The 18,300-nt window shown below is 63.4% G+C and carries 18 protein-coding genes and 1 pseudogene; 6 read left to right on the forward strand and 13 right to left on the reverse strand.

Annotated elements, in window-relative coordinates:
- Window positions 1-92: 92 nt before the first annotated feature.
- Window positions 93-1,064 (reverse strand): tyrosine recombinase XerC, encoded by a 972-nt coding sequence (locus tag V1279_RS36470; RefSeq protein WP_334446741.1) that lies wholly within the window; start codon window positions 1,062-1,064, stop codon window positions 93-95.
- Between the two features lie 117 nt (window positions 1,065-1,181).
- Here V1279_RS36470 and V1279_RS36475 point away from each other — a divergent pair, with 117 nt between their 5' ends.
- Complete coding sequence (locus V1279_RS36475) at window positions 1,182-3,392, forward strand: primosomal protein N' (RefSeq protein ID WP_334445712.1); 2,211 nt, start codon at window positions 1,182-1,184, stop codon at window positions 3,390-3,392.
- Between the two features lie 31 nt (window positions 3,393-3,423).
- Here the strand turns inward: V1279_RS36475 and V1279_RS36480 are convergent, their stop codons facing one another.
- On the reverse strand, window positions 3,424-4,047 hold the full coding sequence (locus tag V1279_RS36480; protein WP_334445714.1) for an MSMEG_1061 family FMN-dependent PPOX-type flavoprotein: 624 nt from the start codon (window positions 4,045-4,047) through the stop codon (window positions 3,424-3,426).
- Between the two features lie 227 nt (window positions 4,048-4,274).
- Window positions 4,275-4,763, reverse strand: a complete 489-nt coding sequence (locus V1279_RS36485; RefSeq protein WP_334445715.1) for a septal ring lytic transglycosylase RlpA family protein — start codon at window positions 4,761-4,763, stop codon at window positions 4,275-4,277.
- 652 nt (window positions 4,764-5,415) lie between these two features.
- On the opposite strand from V1279_RS36485, the gene V1279_RS36490 reads away from it, so the two are divergent.
- The 5 genes from V1279_RS36490 (at window position 5,416) to V1279_RS36510 (ending at window position 10,553) form a co-directional block, all read left to right on the forward strand.
- Window positions 5,416-5,976: a F0F1 ATP synthase subunit delta gene (locus V1279_RS36490; RefSeq protein WP_334445716.1), complete on the forward strand. Its 561-nt coding sequence runs from the start codon at window positions 5,416-5,418 to the stop codon at window positions 5,974-5,976.
- The gene (gene atpA / locus V1279_RS36495; protein ID WP_334445717.1) at window positions 5,976-7,505 is read left to right on the forward strand and encodes a F0F1 ATP synthase subunit alpha; all 1,530 of its coding nucleotides are present in this window, start codon (window positions 5,976-5,978) and stop codon (window positions 7,503-7,505) included. The genes V1279_RS36490 and atpA overlap by 1 nt, the downstream gene beginning before the upstream one ends.
- Before the next feature lie 123 nt (window positions 7,506-7,628).
- Window positions 7,629-8,507, forward strand: coding sequence for a F0F1 ATP synthase subunit gamma (locus tag V1279_RS36500; protein ID WP_334445718.1), 879 nt, complete (start codon window positions 7,629-7,631; stop codon window positions 8,505-8,507).
- 61 nt (window positions 8,508-8,568) lie between these two features.
- Window positions 8,569-10,011 (forward strand): F0F1 ATP synthase subunit beta, encoded by a 1,443-nt coding sequence (gene atpD, locus V1279_RS36505; RefSeq protein WP_334445720.1) that lies wholly within the window; start codon window positions 8,569-8,571, stop codon window positions 10,009-10,011.
- Window positions 10,012-10,145: 134 nt separating this feature from the next.
- Entirely contained in the window at window positions 10,146-10,553 is a 408-nt protein-coding gene (locus V1279_RS36510) for a F0F1 ATP synthase subunit epsilon (protein WP_334445722.1), read from the forward strand.
- A gap of 192 nt (window positions 10,554-10,745) precedes the next feature.
- Here V1279_RS36510 and V1279_RS36515 read toward each other — a convergent pair whose 3' ends face one another.
- The 10 genes and pseudogenes from V1279_RS36515 to V1279_RS36560 all read right to left on the reverse strand — a co-directional run bounded on the left by V1279_RS36515 (window position 10,746) and on the right by V1279_RS36560 (window position 18,275).
- Window positions 10,746-11,123, reverse strand: a complete 378-nt coding sequence (locus V1279_RS36515) for a PDZ domain-containing protein (protein WP_334446743.1) — start codon at window positions 11,121-11,123, stop codon at window positions 10,746-10,748.
- Window positions 11,124-11,126: 3 nt separating this feature from the next.
- Complete coding sequence (locus V1279_RS36520; RefSeq protein ID WP_334445724.1) at window positions 11,127-11,456, reverse strand: hypothetical protein; 330 nt, start codon at window positions 11,454-11,456, stop codon at window positions 11,127-11,129.
- Window positions 11,457-11,539: 83 nt separating this feature from the next.
- Complete coding sequence (locus tag V1279_RS36525) at window positions 11,540-12,040, reverse strand: Hsp20/alpha crystallin family protein (RefSeq protein ID WP_334445726.1); 501 nt, start codon at window positions 12,038-12,040, stop codon at window positions 11,540-11,542.
- A 156-nt stretch (window positions 12,041-12,196) separates the two neighbouring features.
- Window positions 12,197-12,361: pseudogene (locus tag V1279_RS36530) on the reverse strand (heat-shock protein); the annotation flags it as partial.
- A 191-nt stretch (window positions 12,362-12,552) separates the two neighbouring features.
- Complete coding sequence (locus V1279_RS36535; protein ID WP_334445727.1) at window positions 12,553-12,774, reverse strand: hypothetical protein; 222 nt, start codon at window positions 12,772-12,774, stop codon at window positions 12,553-12,555.
- 235 nt (window positions 12,775-13,009) lie between these two features.
- Window positions 13,010-13,507 carry an RNA pyrophosphohydrolase gene (locus tag V1279_RS36540; RefSeq protein WP_334445729.1) on the reverse strand — a complete coding sequence of 166 codons (498 nt, stop codon included), beginning with the start codon at window positions 13,505-13,507 and terminating at the stop codon, window positions 13,010-13,012.
- Between the two features lie 59 nt (window positions 13,508-13,566).
- Window positions 13,567-14,070, reverse strand: coding sequence for an RNA pyrophosphohydrolase (locus tag V1279_RS36545; protein WP_212422681.1), 504 nt, complete (start codon window positions 14,068-14,070; stop codon window positions 13,567-13,569).
- Window positions 14,071-14,166: 96 nt separating this feature from the next.
- Window positions 14,167-15,366, reverse strand: a complete 1,200-nt coding sequence (locus V1279_RS36550; protein WP_334445731.1) for a divergent polysaccharide deacetylase family protein — start codon at window positions 15,364-15,366, stop codon at window positions 14,167-14,169.
- Window positions 15,367-15,549: 183 nt separating this feature from the next.
- Window positions 15,550-16,896: a S41 family peptidase gene (locus V1279_RS36555; RefSeq protein ID WP_334445732.1), complete on the reverse strand. Its 1,347-nt coding sequence runs from the start codon at window positions 16,894-16,896 to the stop codon at window positions 15,550-15,552.
- Entirely contained in the window at window positions 16,893-18,275 is a 1,383-nt protein-coding gene (locus V1279_RS36560; protein ID WP_334445733.1) for a murein hydrolase activator EnvC family protein, read from the reverse strand. Before V1279_RS36560 ends, V1279_RS36555 begins: the two co-directional genes overlap by 4 nt.
- Window positions 18,276-18,300: the final 25 nt, after the last annotated feature.

An 18,300-nucleotide genomic window follows, 5' to 3' on the forward strand; every position in this document is an offset into this window, starting at 1 on the left:
GCGCACGATTGCCGAACCGCAATGCGAGCGCAAGAGGTTAGCTTAAGAGGCTATCGATGTGACGGGAGTGTGTCGGCGGAGTGTGCGGGCGTTCATCTCCGCGGGTGCGCGCTCTTGTACACTTCCAGCAGCCGTTCGCTGTCGATGCCGGTATAGATCTGCGTGGTCGAGAGCGAGGCGTGGCCGAGCAGTTCCTGGATCGCGCGCAAATCGCCGCCGCGGCTGAGCAGATGGGTCGCGAAGGAATGCCGCAGCGCATGCGGGGTGGCGCTGTCGGGCAGGCCGAGCGCGCCGCGGAGCCGCTCCATGGTGAGCTGGATGATGCGCGGCGAAAGCGGTCCGCCGCGCGCGCCGACAAAAATTGGACCGGCCGGGGGAAGCGAATGCGGGCACATCGCAACGTAATCGGCGATCAGGGCCAGTACGTTTTGCAGCACCGGCACCATCCGCGTCTTGTTGCCCTTGCCGGTGACGATGATGACATCGCCTTCGCCCGGTTTGGGCACGTCGCGCCGTTTCAGCCCCAGCGCCTCCGAGATGCGCAGGCCCGAACCATAGAGCAGCGCCATCACAGCGGCGTCGCGCGCCCAGATCCAGGGGTCGCGCTCCTCGCCGGCGCGCTCGTCGGCATCCGCAAAACGCTTGGCGGCGGCCATCTGGATCGGCTTCGGCAGGCTCTTTGCCACCTTGGGCGCGCGGATGGCGGACAGGGCGCCGACCTTGCCTTTGCCCTCGCGTTCGAGATAACGGCCGAATGAACGCAAGCCCGCCAGCGCCCGCATCAGCGAGCGCCCGGCAATGTCGTCGGCGCGGCGCATCGCCATGAAGGCCCTGATGTCGGTGGCTTCCAGCGCCGCAAACCGCTTCAGCGTGACCCGGGTCCCCCAGTGCTCGGTGAGGAAAATGAGGCATTGGCGGAGGTCGCGGGCGTAGGCTTCGAGTGTCTTTGGCGAGAGCCGCCGCTCGGCGCGCAGATGCGTCAGCCAGCGCGCCATCTCCAGCGCGAAGCCTTCGTCGGCGCAGTCGAGCTCGATCGGTTGAGGTGCCGGAACTTGCTTGACCATGACCTCTGCCTTGGAGGCGGTGATTCCATCCATTATATCGCACCTCTTTCGTTTACCGTTCGCTAACTTGGCGGCGCGGCGCTAGCTTGCCCCGGACACCTCAAGCCCGATTCCCTGATGGACCACGCCACCCGCGAAACCCCCTCATCCGTATCCGCGACCCGCGTCGTCGACGTGCTGGTGCCGGTCGCGCTCAATCAGAACTATTCCTACCGGGTGCCGCGCGGCATGGCGCTGAAGCCCGGCGACGTCGTCTGCGTGCCGCTGGGGCCGCGCGAGGTGGTGGCGGTGGTATGGGCGGAGAACGCCAATCCCGATCCGCGCCTGCACAACCGCCTGAAGGATGTCGGCGAAAAGCTCGACGTGCCGCCGTTAAAGGAGGAGCTGCGCAGCCTCGTCGATTGGGTCGCCAATTACACCCTGTCGGCGCGCGGCATGGTGCTGCGCATGTCCCTGCGGATGGGCGAAAATCTCGGGCCCGAGCGAATGCGGCTCGGCGTGCGGCTGGTGGGCGAGCCGCCACGGCGCTTGACGCCGGCGCGGCGCCGGCTGATCGAAGTGCTGTCGGACGGCCTGCTGCACGGCAAGTCCGAAGCCGCGCGGGAAGCCGGCGTCAGCGCCGGCGTGATCGAAGGTCTGGTCGACGAGGGGACGCTTGTCGTCGAGGCGATGCCGCCGCCGCTGGCGCCGCCGGCGCCCGATCCATCCTTCGCGCAGCCGGAATTTTCAAGTCAGCAGCGCACCGCGGTGGATGCGATGCGTGCGCTCGCGGCCAATGGCAGCTTTCACGTCGCGCTGCTCGACGGCGTCACCGGTTCGGGCAAGACCGAGGTCTATTTCGAGGCGATTGCGGAAGTCATTCGGCGCGGCAAGCAGACGCTGATCCTGATGCCGGAGATCGCGCTGACCGGACAGTTCCTCGACCGCTTTGCGCAACGTTTCGGCGTGCGTCCGATCGAGTGGCATTCCGAACTGACGCCGCGGACGCGGCAGCGCAATTGGGCCGCGATTGCAGCCGGCGAAGCGCCGGTCGTGGTCGGCGCGCGCTCGGCACTGTTTCTGCCCTATGCCGATCTGGGCTTGATCATCGTCGATGAGGAGCACGACCAGGCCTACAAGCAGGATGATGGCGCGCATTACCACGCCCGCGACATGGCGGTGGTGCGGGCGCATATCGCCAAAATTCCAATCGTGCTGGCGTCCGCGACGCCATCGGTCGAAACCGAAGTCAACGCGCGCAAGGGCCGTTATCAGCGCGTCGCGCTGCCGTCGCGGTTCGGCGGCCAGCACATGCCGCATATCGAGGCGATCGATCTGCGCCGCGCCCCGCCACCGCGCGGCCGCTTCATCTCGCCGCCGCTCGCCGAACAGATTCAGTTCGCGATCGAGAAACGTGAACAGGCGCTATTGTTCCTCAACCGCCGCGGCTACGCGCCGCTGACGCTATGCCGGGCTTGCGGCCATCGCTTTGCCTGCACGATCTGCGACGCCTGGCTGGTGGACCATCGTTTTCGTCAGCGCCTGGTCTGTCACCATTGCGGCTTCTCGATGCCGCGTCCGAACATCTGCCCGCATTGCCAGGCCGAGGAATCCCTCGTCGCGGTCGGCCCCGGCGTCGAGCGGCTGCAGGAGGAGGCGGCCGCGCTGTTTCCGAATGCGCGCACCATGGTGCTGTCGAGCGATCTCATCACCTCGATCGAGAGCATGCGCAGCGAGCTGAACGAAATCGCCGAAGGCCGCGTCGACATCATCGTCGGCACGCAGCTGGTAGCGAAGGGACATAACTTTCCACGGCTCAATCTGGTCGGCGTGGTCGACGCGGATTTGGGCCTCGGCAATGGCGACCCGCGCGCCGCCGAGCGGACGTTCCAGTTGCTCAACCAGGTGATCGGGCGTGCCGGGCGCGATCAAGGCCGCGGCGTCGGGTATTTGCAGACCCATCAGCCCGAACATCCCGTGATGAAGGCGCTGATCGCAAGCGACCGCGAGGCGTTCTATGCCAGCGAGATCGAAGCGCGGGAACGCGCCGGCTATCCGCCGTTCGGCCGGCTCGCCAGCCTGATCATTTCCGCCGGCGACCGCCCGACCGCGGAAGGTTTTGCGCGAAGGCTCGCCGCGATCGCGCCGATCGACGAGCGCATCCAGGTGCTGGGGCCCGCCGAAGCGCCGCTTGCGGTCATCAAGGGCCGCTACCGGTTCCGCCTGCTGGTGAAGTCGCTGCGCAATGTCGATCTGTCGGAATATCTTCGCGAATGGCTCGCCGCCGGGCCGAAGACCAAGGGCAATCTCAAGCTCGAAGTCGACGTCGATCCGCAGAGCTTTTTGTAAGCGCCATACCGTTCAATCAGGGCGGTGCCGGTCAACCATTCGACCACAGATTGGTCGTGTATCCCGTCTCGACAAAGGCGTCGATTTTCGCCGCCTGATCCTCGTCGCCACCGGTCCGGGCCGCAAAAATCTTTCCGAACGAGATGCGCTTGGCTTCCGGCCAGTGCTCCGGTTCCCAGAGGTGCGATCGGAGCACCGAACGCGCGCAATGGAAATAGCACCGTTCGATGTGGATCCGGATGGCAAGCAGCGCCGGGCGGCCTGACTTGCCAAGTGCGGCCAACAATTCGGCATCGTCAAAGATCTCTGCCCGGCCCGACAGCCGCAACGTTTCGCCGGTCCGGGGCCGCAGGAAGATCATGCCGATCCGGCCGGTTTCGATGATGTTCTGCAGGCCGAACGCGAGGTTGTTGCCGGCCCGTTCGGGAAGCAGAACCGTTCTTTCGTTTTCGACTTGGACGAACCCGGGCTCGTCGCCCTTTGGAGACACTTCAATCGGCCCGTCGCGGCCGGCCGTCGCCATCAGCCCAAACGGGCAGGTCCGGAGGAAGTCGATCGCCTGCTCGTCCAGGAAGGGAAGTATCTTGGCCTTGGTGGTCTCCCGGGGTTCGGGGAGAACGGTTCTCAGTTGCTCCACGGTTTTGACCTGGCTCATGATTGCGATCTCGTCAGTGAAGTGTGGAAGGCCACTTGTATTCCGGCGGAACCTAACACGGTCCTCCCGCCACCGTCGTGGCCAGAGCGGCGGCGCCAAAACAAAAAAGGCCTGCCGTCATTTGCGACGGCAGGCCTATGTTGCCGCGGAAAGTTCCGCGACGGTTACGCAACGCAACGCTTACTCGAACTGACGGACCGGAAAACGGCGCGTGAGGCGCGCGCGCTTTAAGAGACGACCTCGGCGGTGACGTGGCCGACGCCGGCGCCGGTCAGGCCGATGGCGCGCGCAGCACCCTTGGACAGGTCGAGCACGCGTCCCTTGATGAAGGGACCACGGTCATTGATCGTGACGACGACGCTCTGGCCGCGATGAGTCACCCGGAGCTTGGTGCCGAACGGCAGCGAGCGGTGGGCCGCAGTCATCGAGTTCTGATTGAAGCGCTGTCCGGAGGCGGTCTTGCTGCCGGATTCATTGCCGTAAAAGGAGGCCCTTCCCGAGAAGCCGTGCCCGGAGCCCGACGGACCCATCGAGGCATTGGCGTTCATCCAATTGCTCTTGGCTTTGTGGGCATGGCTGGCGTGGTGGCGATGATGCCTGGATTTGGCGGAAGCCTCGGAGATGCTGGCGCCGACCAGAAGAGTTGCGGCGATCAGGGCGAGCGCCGTACGCGACCGGGTTAGAGTTCCCGGCGCCACATTATTGGTATTCAACATTAAACTAGTCCCTCAGATAGTATTGCCACATGCATGGCAAATGGACCCCCGTCCCAACTTCGGTGGGTGCCGTTTGATCAGGCAATAAGGCATGAATTGGGCAGTAGATCGGGAATGTCTCGGGCTGACATATCTTGTTACCGAGGTCGACTAATCAAAGATATTCCGTAATCTTGCCCGTTAACGAACTTTTAACCAATTCAATACTCATCATTACTTACGAATACAGTTATATTTTGGTGCGAGAAGATTTAGGCAAGTAATGCGCAAATGGAGCGGATCGGCCTCGTTCGTTCCGCCGCGCCGCCTCATAGCCGCCATGCAAATACGACGGGAACCGATGCGCTCGTTGGGGAGCGCGGATCGCTGGCCGGTGCCAGGGCCGAAAATTCGGCGCACCGAACTCCGTCAAAACAGCGTTCTGCCGGGCCTGAAAATTGACGTGCAACAAGGCATCGCCCGCGCGCGCGGTCATGTTGCACCTGCGCGCTCGCTATGTTAGCAAAGCCGCGATTTTAACGACCCCGGCATCTCTCGTGCCGGTCGAAAATCGAAGTCCCGCTTGAATTCCAAGGGCTTGGATCGCTAGGCGCCGCTGCTTGTGGCGACGGTTTTTCCCTTGCGAGTTTGACAGCAAATAAAGAGCGAGTCTGTGGCTGCTGAAGATCCGTCCGTTTCGGGAGTGTCCGGCCGTTATGCTACGGCCTTGTTCGAGTTGGCGCGCGACGAGAAATCGCTCGACGCGGTCAAGGCCGACCTCGAGAAATTCGAGGCCATGCTGAACGAAAGCGCCGATCTCAAGCGCCTCGTTCGCAGCCCGGTTTTCTCGGCAGATGCGCAGGCAAAGGCGCTCAATGCCGTGCTCGACAAAGCCGGAATTTCCGGCACCTCCGCCAAATTCCTTAGAGTCCTGACCGCCAACCGCCGGCTGTTCGCCGTCGCCGATGTGATCCGCGCCTTCCGCGCGCTGGTGGCGCAGTTCAAGGGCGAGGCGACCGCCGACGTCACCGTCGCCGAGCAGCTCAATGAAAAGAATCTCGACGCGCTGAAGACCGCACTGAAATCGGTGACGGGCAAGGACGTCGCGCTCAACGTGAAAGTCGATCCCTCCATCATTGGCGGCCTTGTGGTCAAGCTCGGCAGCCGCATGGTGGATAGTTCGCTTCGCACCAAACTCAATTCGATCAAGCACGCGATGAAAGAGGCAGGCTGATGGACATCCGCGCCGCGGAAATTTCCGCGATCCTCAAGGACCAGATCAAGAATTTCGGCCAGGAGGCTGAGGTTACCGAAGTCGGACAGGTGCTGTCCGTCGGTGACGGTATCGCCCGCGTCTACGGTCTGGACAACGTCCAGGCCGGTGAAATGGTCGAGTTCGAGAACGGCACCCGCGGCATGGCGCTGAACCTCGAAACCGACAACGTCGGTATCGTGATCTTCGGCGCCGACCGCGAGATCAAGGAAGGCCAGACCGTCAAGCGCACCCGCGCCATCGTCGATACGCCCGTCGGCAAGGGCCTGCTCGGCCGCGTGGTCGACGCGCTCGGCAATCCGATCGACGGCAAGGGCCCGATCCAGGCCGACAAGCGCATGCGCATCGACGTCAAGGCGCCCGGCATCATTCCGCGCAAATCGGTCAACGAGCCGATGGCGACCGGCCTCAAGGCGATCGATGCGCTGATCCCGATCGGCCGCGGCCAGCGTGAGCTGATCATCGGCGACCGCCAGACGGGCAAGACCGCGATCGCGCTTGATGCCATCCTGAACCAGAAGCCGCTCAACGCGACCGGCGATGAGAAGATCAAGCTGTATTGCGTCTACGTCGCGATCGGCCAGAAGCGATCGACGGTTGCGCAGTTCGTGAAGGTGCTGGAAGAGCAGGGCGCGCTGGAATATTCGATCATCGTCGCCGCCACCGCGTCCGATCCGGCGCCGATGCAGTACATCGCGCCGTTCACTGGCTGCACCATGGGCGAATATTTCCGCGACAACGGCATGCACGCCGTCATCATCTATGACGATTTGTCCAAGCAAGCCGTCTCCTATCGCCAGATGTCACTGCTGCTGCGCCGCCCGCCGGGCCGCGAAGCCTATCCCGGCGACGTGTTCTATCTGCATTCCCGCCTGCTCGAGCGCGCGGCGAAGCTGAACGACGAGCACGGTTCGGGTTCGCTGACGGCGCTGCCGGTCATCGAAACCCAGGCCAACGACGTGTCGGCCTACATCCCGACCAACGTGATTTCGATTACCGACGGCCAGATCTTCCTGGAAACCGATCTGTTCTTCCAGGGCATCCGCCCCGCGGTGAACGTCGGTCTGTCGGTGTCGCGCGTCGGATCATCGGCGCAGACCAAGGCGATGAAAAAGGTCGCCGGCAAGATCAAGGGTGAGCTCGCGCAGTACCGCGAAATGGCGGCGTTCGCGCAGTTCGGCTCCGACCTCGACGCCTCGACCCAGCGCCTGCTCAACCGCGGCTCGCGCCTGACCGAACTTCTGAAGCAGCCGCAGTTCTCGCCGCTGAAGATGGAAGAGCAGGTCTGCGTGATCTGGGCCGGCACCAACGGTTACCTCGATCCGCTGCCGGTCGCCAAGGTGCGCGGGTTCGAGGACGGCCTGCTGTCGCTGTTGCGCGGCAAACACCTCGAGATCCTCAACAGCATCCGCGAAAGCCGCGATCTCAGCGACGACACCGCAGGCAAGCTGAAGAGCGTGGTCGAAGGTTTCACCAAGACGTTTGCTTGATGATTTGCCGTTGAGGCCCGGCACATTTAGCCCGAAGACGCGCTTCGCGCTTTTGGCCGGGACTGACGAAAGAGTGGCTTGCGGTCGGGTCATCAAGGACCTGGTCGCCGGGGTGAACTAAGAATGGCTTCACTGAAAGATATGCGGGTCCGCATCGCCTCCACCAAGGCGACGCAGAAGATCACCAAGGCCATGCAGATGGTTGCGGCGTCAAAGCTGCGCCGCGCGCAAACCGCCGCCGAAGCGGCGCGGCCCTACGCCGAGAAGATGGACGCGGTGATTTCCAATATCGCCAATGCTGCCGCGGGTTCGCCCGGCGCCCCGGCGCTGCTGGCCGGCACCGGCAGGGATCAGGTGCATCTGCTGCTGGTGTGCACCGGCGAGCGCGGACTTTCCGGCGCCTTCAACTCGTCGATCGTGCGCTTGGCCCGTGAACGCGCGCTGTCGCTGATGAACCAGGGCAAAGAGGTCAAGATTTTCTGCGTCGGCCGCAAGGGTTACGAGCAGCTCCGCCGAAACTTCGAGAAGCAGATCGTCGAGCACGTCGACCTGCGCTCGGTTCGCCAGCTCGGCTTCGTCAATGCCGAAGACATTGCCAAAAAGGTTCTGGCGCGCTTCGATGCCGGCGATTTCGACGTCTGCACGCTGTTCTATTCGCGCTTCAAATCCGTGATCTCGCAGATCCCGACCGCCCAGCAGATTGTTCCGCTGGTGGTGGAAGCGCCGGCGGCGAATGCTGGTCCGCCCACGTCTTACGAATATGAGCCGGAAGAAGACGAGATCCTGGCGCGCCTGCTGCCGCGCAATCTCGCGGTGCAGATCTTCCGTGCGTTGCTCGAAAACAATGCCTCGTTCTACGGCGCGCAGATGAGCGCGATGGACAACGCCACCCGTAACGCCGGCGACATGATCCGCAAGCAGACCCTGATTTACAACCGAACCCGTCAGGCCATGATCACCAAGGAGCTGATTGAAATCATCTCCGGCGCCGAGGCGATGTAACGGCGACAGGCACGATCAAACTGACGGTTGTCTAGAGATACGAATTCGAAGGAGAGAGTTTATGGCCACACCCGCCAACCAGACCGGACGCATCACGCAGGTCATCGGCGCCGTCGTCGACGTGCAGTTCGAGGGGCACCTGCCCGCCATTCTGAACGCGATCGAGACCAAGAACGGCGGCAACCGTCTGGTGCTCGAAGTGGCTCAGCATCTCGGCGAATCCACGGTGCGTACCATCGCGATGGACACCACTGAGGGTCTGGTCCGCGGTCAGGAAGTCACCGACACCGGCAACCCGATCATGGTGCCGGTCGGCGCCGGCACGCTCGGCCGCATCATCAACGTCATCGGCGAGCCGATCGATGAAGCCGGCCCCGTGGTTTCGGAAGGCATGCGCGCCATCCATCAGGAAGCGCCGACCTATACAGACCAGTCCACCGAAGCTGAAATTCTCGTCACCGGCATCAAGGTCGTCGACCTGCTGGCGCCTTACGCCAAGGGCGGCAAGATCGGCCTGTTCGGCGGCGCCGGCGTCGGCAAGACCGTGCTGATTCAGGAGCTGATCAACAACGTCGCCAAGGCCCACGGTGGCTACTCCGTGTTCGCCGGCGTCGGCGAGCGCACCCGTGAAGGCAACGACCTCTATCACGAGTTCATCGAATCCAAGGTCAACGCCGATCCGAAAAATCCCGATCCGAGCGTGAAGTCCAAATGCGCGCTGGTGTTCGGCCAGATGAACGAGCCCCCGGGCGCCCGCGCCCGCGTCGGCCTCACCGGCCTAACGGTCGCCGAGCACTTCCGCGACCAGGGCCAGGACGTGCTGTTCTTCGTCGACAACATCTTCCGCTTCACGCAGGCGGGCTCCGAAGTGTCGGCGCTCCTGGGACGTATTCCTTCGGCGGTGGGTTATCAGCCGACGCTCGCCACCGACATGGGCGCGCTGCAGGAGCGCATCACCACGACGCACAAGGGTTCGATCACTTCGGTGCAGGCGATCTACGTGCCCGCCGACGACTTGACCGACCCGGCGCCCGCAACCTCGTTCGCCCATCTGGACGCGACCACGGTGCTGAACCGCGCGATCTCGGAAAAGGGCATTTATCCCGCCGTGGATCCGCTCGACTCCACCTCGCGCATGCTCTCTCCGCTCGTCGTCGGTGAGCTGCACTACGAGACCGCGCGCATGGTTCAGCAGGTGCTTCAGAAGTACAAATCGCTGCAGGACATCATCGCCATTCTCGGCATGGACGAGTTGTCGGAAGAGGACAAGATCGCTGTGGCGCGCGCCCGCAAGATCGAGCGCTTCCTGTCGCAGCCGTTCCACGTCGCCGAAGTCTTCACCGGCTCGCCCGGCAAGTTCGTCGATCTCGCCGACACCATCAAGGGCTTCCGTGCGATCTGCGAAGGCAAGTACGATCACCTGCCGGAAGCGGCCTTCTACATGGTCGGCACCATCGAAGAAGCCGTCGAGAAGGGCAAGAAGCTCGCGGCTGAAGCAGCGTAAGTTATCGGGTCATTGCCGGGCAAAAGCGCGAAGCGCGTCTTCAGACAAGAGACCCGGCAATCCATCGACAAGAAGTTTTCTTGATGGACCCGCGGGTCAAGCCCGCGGGTGACAGCGGAAAGAACGGAAAGACCATGGCCACCTTCAACTTCGATCTCGTTTCGCCCGAAAAGCTCGCCTTCTCCGGCGAGGTCGATCAGGTTGACGTCCCCGGCGTGGAGGGCGATTTCGGCGTGCTGGCCGGACATGCGCCGGTCGTGGCCGCGGTCCGCCCGGGCATTCTGACCATCACCACCGGCAGCGAGCACCAGAAGGTCATCGTGCTCGGCGGCCTTGCCGAGATGTCGGACAACGGCCTCACCGTGCTCGCCGACGTCGCCACCTCGATCGCCGATGTCGATCGCGCGCAGTTCGCCGAGACCATTGCCGAAATGGAAGCCAAGCTGGCCGAGAAGGAAGGTACCGAACTCGATCACGCCATCGAGCGGCTCGACCACTTCAAGAGCATCCAGCACGAACTCAACGCAACCGCTATGCACTAAGCCCCGGGGCACCGCTCCGGGGCGCAACGAAGCCTCGAATAAACCAGCGCTCGTCACATCGTGGCGGGCGCTGAGCTTTTTGTCGCGGTATCTTTCCAAACTGGCCCCCGACATCGTCTGGAACGCTACAATTGCACCGGGCCGAACCAGGCCGCATGAATGCGGCGCGTGAACAGGTGTCTGTTCGCAGTGCTACCGTCGTTGATTTGAGCTCTGATCGGTGTTTGCCTCCGAGGCCGGCCCCACCGCCACGATGACGGTCTGCGGCGCGCCGGAACGTTCGACGATCAAACGGACCTGTTCGCCGATGCGGGCGAGGCCAATCCGGTTTCGCAGTTGCGCGGCAGAGTGAATTGGGCGGTCATCGGCTTTCAGCACGATGTCACCCTTGCACAGGCCGGCTATTTCCGCAGGCGAACCGGGGCTGACTTCGGCAATCCGCGCCCCCTCGCGATGTCCGCCATGCAGATCAGGAGCTGCCTTGCAGGGCCTCGCTTCGCTGCAGGGCGAGCCAGGGAGCGGTCCACCATGCGGTTGCCTGGTTGATCCACGCGACGACCAGAACGGCAGGAGTCAGCATGACGAAAGCCTCCGCGTTTCGGTTGCGCGGCGCGATTGTCGCCATCGCCTGTCGATTCCCTCGCGCGGCGGATCATCGTCGCCATCGAGCTGGCACAAGGCGGTGAGAATGTCGGCGAGACAAAGCGTGTGGCCCATGCCAGGAATGTCACGCAGGCTCGGGCAGGACTCGACCGCAAATATGTCAGACGCCCAGGACGACAGGATGATTCGTTTCTCGGCGTCGGAAAGTTGCGGGTCGCTCAGGACTTCGTCGGGGGAATCGTAATGTGCGGCAGGATAAAATAGCGCGAGTTCTGGGGCGTTCAATCTGGCCTTGCTCATCGATCTGTCTCCTTACTCTCCTTTCCAGTGAGACGTTTGGGCGATTATCGGGGCGGCGTCGTTTGACGCCGCCGCCATTGTCGTCATTGGCTGCTGATCGGGATGCGCTTGACGGCCGAACGAGCCTGTTCGGATTTCGGCAACGTGATCGTCAAGACGCCGTCATGGAATTTGGCTTCGGCCTTGTCTTCCTCGACTCCGTCGAGCGGAATCTGCCGCTCGAACGAACCGTAATAGCGCTCGGAGAAGTATCTGCCGCCATTACCGGTTCGCTCGGACTTCTTCTCGCCGCGCAGGGTCAGAACCCCGTTGGCGATCTCGACCTGAACGTCTTTCTCCGAAAGACCCGGCAGTTCCGCGGAAATGGTCAGGGTCTTGTCGGTTTCGCTGAGCTCGATGCTCGGCCAGCCGAAGCGGCCTTCCATCAGCGGGCTGCCGAAACGGGCGGGCGCCCCAAAGCCGCGGAAGACATCATCGAACAACCGGTTCATCTCCCGGTGCAGGGTGAAGAAAGGATCGAAGCTGTCGCGCGAAGGCGCAAGCTCCTGATTTCTCGACCATGGGATCAGATCACGAAAAGTCATAGTGTCCTCCTCATAGAGATTTCTGCATGTCGATCGTTCATAGGCTCGCACGCGGTCCGTAATCCGTGCGCCGCGCCTTCATTGCCGAAGCGGCGTTAGGCCGCCTTCTGTTCGATCTGGCGGGAAGCGCCGGCGTTCCCGATCGGGATACGCCGCGGCTTCCGCCAACGAAATCCGATAGGCGTCTTCGCCACAGCGTTCGATATTGTAGGGCGGATAATTGTCGTCGGCCGACTGCTGCAAGTTGCTGTCGAGCAGATCGGCCAGATGATCGAAGCCGATCGTGGAGCGCCACAGGGGCGAGAAGTCAAACGTCCTCATAACCAAGTCCTCCAAAGAGCAAGATGGATACGAAGGAGCGTCGGACACCGTCCGGCGCCCGCTCAACTCGCCGGACCCGATCTGGCATCCGGCACCGCTGTCGGCGGCAGGAATCGAATTAGAAAATCGCGGAAAAATTTCAAGGGGCCGCATTCAAAATTATCGATGCGCCGTTCGCGGCTGCGGCAGGCTCAATCCGGAGTTAACGGGCGGGCCGGGCGCCGAAGGTGTGCCAGATCGGCCGCGGCTTTGCGGCCGGTTTCCGGCTCCGGGTGAACCTTGGACGTCCGTGGATCGACCGGCCTGCGACCGACGGCCAGCATCATGAAGAGGGTCCGGTAGCCCTGGTAGCGGGCAGCCGGACGGGTACGTTCGCGTCCGTGCATGATCAGCGTGCCATTATGATCGTGCACCCGCCACTCCCAACTCCGGCGACGCTTGGCTACAGTCACTTCCATCATGGAGGCAAGATACCGAACGCTGCGGGGTTATTTCAAAGCTGAGCCCGTTAGTCTGCGCTCGATACCAAAAGGTTCGCTGACGCCAAATCACCGACGACATCGGGCGCTTTCTGCGAGCTCGGCCGAAAAATATTGAGCGACAAAACGCTGTCAAGCGCCTCGCGTCCCGCGTCTGTGGCGAGACCATCTAACGGGCGAATTCCGCAAATACCTGCGCCACCATCCGGTACACGTCGCGCCGGAACGGCACCACGAGGTCGGCGACGCGGTCGAGCCGCTCCCAGCGCCAGGAATCGAATTCGGCCGGCTGGCCGTTGCGCGGCGTCAGCGGGTCGATCTCGTCGTCGCGGCCGGTGAACCGCAGCGCGAACCATTTCTGCCGCTGGCCGCGGAATTGCGCGAGACGATGCGTGGACGGTCCGTCATAGGACGGAAAGTCATATTTTATCCAATCGGTCTCGCCGAGATATTCGGCGCTGACCGCCCCGGTCTCCTCCCAGAGTTCGCGCATGACGGCATCGCGCGGGTTCTCGCCGGCGTCGATGCCGCCCTGCGGCATCTGCCATTCCAACCCGGGAAGAATGATTTCCGGTCCGTCGTCCCGGAAGCGCCGCCCGATCAGCACCGCGCCGGAGGCGTTGAACAGCGCGATTCCCACGTTGGGGCGATAAGGTTTTTCGGACATGGCGTTTGAGGAGTTACCGAGGAGCGCCGCGACAGCACAATATGACAATATGAAAAGAGCTAGCCGCCCGCGAGGCTGGAGAATTCCTTGACCACGCGTTCATAGACCGGCCGCTTGAACGGAACGATCAGGTTCGGGAGATTCTTCATCGGCTCCCAGCGCCAGTTCACGAATTCGGCTTTGTGTCCGCCGCCGGGGCTTGAGACGTTGATTTCGGCGTCCTTGCCGGTAAAGCGCACCGCGTACCATTTCTGCCGTTGCCCGCGATAGCGGCCCTTCCAGGCGCGGCCGGCTACCGTGCGTGGAATGTCGTAGATCAGCCAGTCCGGGACTTCGCCGAGCTTCTCCACCGAGCGGACGCTGGTTTCCTCGTAAAGCTCGCGCTTGGCGGCCTCCCAGGTGTCCTCGCCGGGATCGACGCCGCCCTGCGGCATCTGCCAGACGTGGGTTTCATCGACATGTTCGATGCCGCCGGCGCGGCGGCCAATGAAGACCAGCCCGGCCGCATTGATCAGCATCATGCCGACGCAGGTCCGGTAAGGCAGGTCCTCGTAGCGCGCCATGTCCCTCACGATTCCTTTGCCTGCATCAAATCCACCCGCAATCGGTCGGTCCGGCGCAGTCCGGGAAAGTCCGGATCGCCGCCATCAGCTTGATCTCTAGCCTGATTTTGATTTCAGCATCGCCGTTGTCAATGGCACAAGCATGATGCCGCGGCTGTCGAGCGTCTTGATCCAGACGGCAAGCCGCTCGATTGAAATCGGGAGCGCCGAGGCGACGCCCACGGCCAGCCCGCGCTCCTTGGCGAGCGTCTCCAGCTTGACCAGTGTTCGGTCGATCTCGGCCGAGGTCGGCACGGCATCGATGGTGAAATCGGCCTTGGCGAAGGGCATCGATTGGGCCGCCGTCAGGGACGGCGCGGCGCTGCGCGGCGAGGAGCCGTCGTCGAGATAGCCGAGGCCGCGCTTGGCCGCTTCGCGAATGATCGGCTGCATCACGGTGTCGGTCGCCGTGAAACGTGCACCCATGAAATTGGCGATCCCCGCATAGCCCTGGAACCGGCTGAGGTGCCAGTACAGCCGGTCGATGTTCTGCTCTGGCGTCAGCGTCGTGAGCAGGGTCTGCGGGCCGGGGTCATTATCGGGATAGTCGAACGGCTCCATCGGAACCTGAAGCAGGATCTCGTGGCGCTGCGCACGGGCCCGCTCGGCGAGCTTGGCGGGGTCCGCTCCGTAAGGGGTGAATGCCAGCGTCACGGCCGGCGGCAGCTTCATGATGGCATCGGCCGTCTTGGCGGCGCCGACGCCGAGCCCGCCGACGACGATGGCGACGACAGGCATCTTGGCCGCCTTGGTGCGGTCGGCGTCGGCCGCATAGACCGTGAAGGGCTTCAGGCCGTCGGCAACCACCGGGATCATGCCGTAACGGGACTTTTCCAGGAGCCGCTGGTCGATGCCGGCCATTGCCATCGCCGGCGCTGGCTCGGCGCCGGTCTTGTCGGCGGCGTCGCTGCCGATCACGACATCCTGGCGCTTGCCGCTGGAGCCGTCGATGATGGTGACGGTCTTGTTGTCGCCGGTTGGCGCCTGCTGGGCAGGTTTCGCAGCCTGTTGGGAGTGGCCGGAGGCGGATTCGGGCAGCTTTTCGTCCGCGGCCGGCTTGTGCAGCGCGATACGGGCGACCGGCTCGCCGCCGAACGGGTTGTCAGTGAAAAGCGCGACGGTGAGGAAGGCGACCAGGAACAGGCCGAGCAGCACAGCCAGCGCCTGCACCGCAGTGAACGGCAGCCGGAACCGGCGCTTCTGGCGCTCTGTCTTCTGTCCGAGCGGCGTGCTCAGATCGTCGGTCATTTCCGTCATGGACCTCCCCGAATCACTGGGGCCGACGATACCACGGCGGGGCAGGGCCACGGCAGCCAGGGCTCGGTCCTTGTCCCGGCCGGAATCCTTGGCCGAATCGCAGGCGCCTGACTATTCCGCCGTCCAGCAAAAAGGGCGACCCGAAGGCCGCCCCTTTTTTCGAATGCTAGCCGGTGGAGCCGATCAGTTCGCGGCCTTGCTAGCCGCCTTGTCACCGGTTGTGGGTGCTGCGGTTGCGGTCGACTTGATGCCGTGCAGCAGGTCGGCCGCGGTCTTCAGCGCCTTGTCGTCCTTGGCGTCCGGCGGCACGTAGGACTGCGAGCCGGTCTTCTCGTCACCGTCGTTTGTCTTCAGGTGGCCGCGCAGCGAAGCCTCGCCCTTGGTGTCGGTGCGCGACTTCAATTCATCCGGCACGTCCTGCAGCACCTCGATGTCGGGCACGATGCCTCTGGCCTGGATCGATTTGCCCGACGGCGTGTAATAGCGCGCGGTGGTGAGCCGCAGCGCGCCGTTGCCGCTGCCGAGCGGGATGATGGTCTGCACTGAGCCCTTGCCGAACGAGCGCGTGCCGACCAGCGTGGCGCGCTTGTGGTCCTGCAGCGCGCCGGCAACGATTTCGGAGGCCGAGGCCGAGCCGCCATTGATCAGCACGATGACCGGCTTGCCCTTGGTCAGGTCGCCGGTATGGGCGGCGCGGCGCTGGGTTTCCTCGGCGTTGCGGCCGCGGGTCGAGACGATCTCGCCTTTATCGAGGAAGGAATCGGAAACTGTCACCGCTTCCTCCAGCAAGCCGCCGGGATTGTTGCGCATGTCGATGATGAAGCCCTTCAGCTTGTCGCCGATCTGGTTCGACAGATTGCCGATCTCGCGCTTCAGGCCTTCGGTGGTCTGCTCGTTGAAGGTCGTGACGCGGATATAGCCGATGTCGTCCTGTTCGACGCGCGCGCGCACCGAGCGGACGCGGATATTGTCGCGCATCAGCGTGACTTCGATCGGATTTTCCTGGCCCTTGCGGATGATCTTGAGCCGGATCTTGGTGTTGACCGGGCCGCGCATTTTCTCGACCGCCTGATTGAGGGTGAGACCCTGCACGGCTTCGTCGTCGAGATTGGTGATGATGTCGTTGGCCATGATGCCGGCCTTCGACGCCGGCGTGTCGTCGATCGGGGAGACGACCTTGATCAGACCGTCTTCCATCGTGACCTCGATGCCGAGCCCGCCGAACTCACCGCGGGTCTGCACCTGCATGTCGCGAAAACTCTTCGCGTCCATGTAGCTGGAATGCGGATCGAGGCCGGCCAGCATGCCCGAGATCGCCGATTCGACCAGCTTGCCGTCATCAGGCTTCTCGACATAGTCGCTGCGCACGCGTTCGAACACGTCGCCGAACAGATTGAGCTGGCGATAGGTGTCCGAGGTCGCAGCGCGTGCACTCGATCCCATCAGCATGGAACGAGGCTGCGTGACGAAGAGCGTCAAAGCCGCACCGGTGGCGGCGCTAAGAAGAATTACAGAAGTCTTGCGCATCATCCGCGAACCTTTTCGCCTTCGTTAGCGGCCCACCATGGGCCTGAATCGATTGGAGTGCCGTCCTTACGGAACTCGACATACAACACCGGCTGGCTCGCGGTCGTGGCGAGAATGGATGCGACCTGGGATGTCGAACCCATGGTCGCGACCGGCTCTCCCGTAAGTACAAACTGGCCGATGTTTACCGAAATGCGTTCCATCCCGGCGATCAGGACATGATACCCGCCCCCGGCATTAAGGATCAAGAGTTGTCCGTAGCTGCGGAATGGCCCGGCGTAAACAACCCAGCCGTCACACGGTGTTGTGACCTGAGCCCCGGCCCGGGTTGCCAAGGAAATGCCTTTTTCCGCGCCGCCCGCGCCGTCGGAACCACCAAAATCGCGAATCTTGCGGCCATTGACCGGAAAAGCGAACAGTCCCTTGGCGGAGGCAAAGGCGATCGCCGGGCTTAACCGCGTGGGGTCCTTCAATGCCCCCAGATTGGGCTTGCCCCCCGGGGCGGCCGGGGCGCCCTGCAGGCTGGCGGTTGCGGCCGCCTTGGCGGCGCTCTTCAAATCCTGCTCCATTTTCGTGATCAGGCCCTGCAGGCCGTCCACCTGCCTGGACAGGTTGATGGCGCGGGCGCCTTCGGCTTCCATGTCCTTTTCGATCGCGCTCTGCTTGCGCTGCCGCTCTTCCACCAGCGCAGCCAGCCTGACAGAATCGTCCTTCAGCCTGTCGCGGTCCCGCGCCAGCACATCGCGCTCGCTGGCGATGCGTTGGCGCAAGCTCACCAGCTCGCCGAGATCGGTGGCAAGTTTCTCCGCGCGTCCGCGCAGTTCGGGGACGACCGATCCGAGCAGCATGGCGGTGCGCAGCGATTCCAGCGCGTCTTCCGGCCGGACAAATAGCGCCGGCGGCGTGCGTCGGCCGGCGCGTTGCAGCGCCGCCAGCACCTCGACGATTTCGGCGCGGCGTGAATCGAGCGAAGCCCTGACCGCCTGTTCACGGCTGTCGAGCGGACGCAGCCGCGCCTCGGTCTCGCCGATGCGGGTCTCGACGGTGCGGACCTGGGTAGCAATATCGATCAGTTGCTGGTTGAGCTTGGAGCGGTCCTGTCCGATCGCCGCGATATCGGCCTTTAGTTTTTGCTGAAGTTCGGCTGCCTTGCGCTGCTGCTCACGCGTGGCTTCCAGTTCTTCCGCGCGCTGCTTGATGGCATCGGGGGAAACGGCCGTCGCTTGCTGTGCGGGGGCTGCGGGTTGCGCTACCGCCGGTGAAAGCGATGCTGCGGCGAAGCTTACGGAAAGTAGGAGCAGGGTAAGCGAGACGGCTGACGACAGCGGCGCGCCGCGACGGGCGGTGCCAAGGTACGAATGAATGTTCCGCGTTGAATGCATTCGGCCTATTCAGCGTTTCTCTGTA

It is taken from the genome of Bradyrhizobium sp. AZCC 1610 (assembly GCF_036924515.1).
In the GTDB taxonomy this organism is placed as follows: Bacteria; Pseudomonadota; Alphaproteobacteria; order Rhizobiales; family Xanthobacteraceae; genus Bradyrhizobium.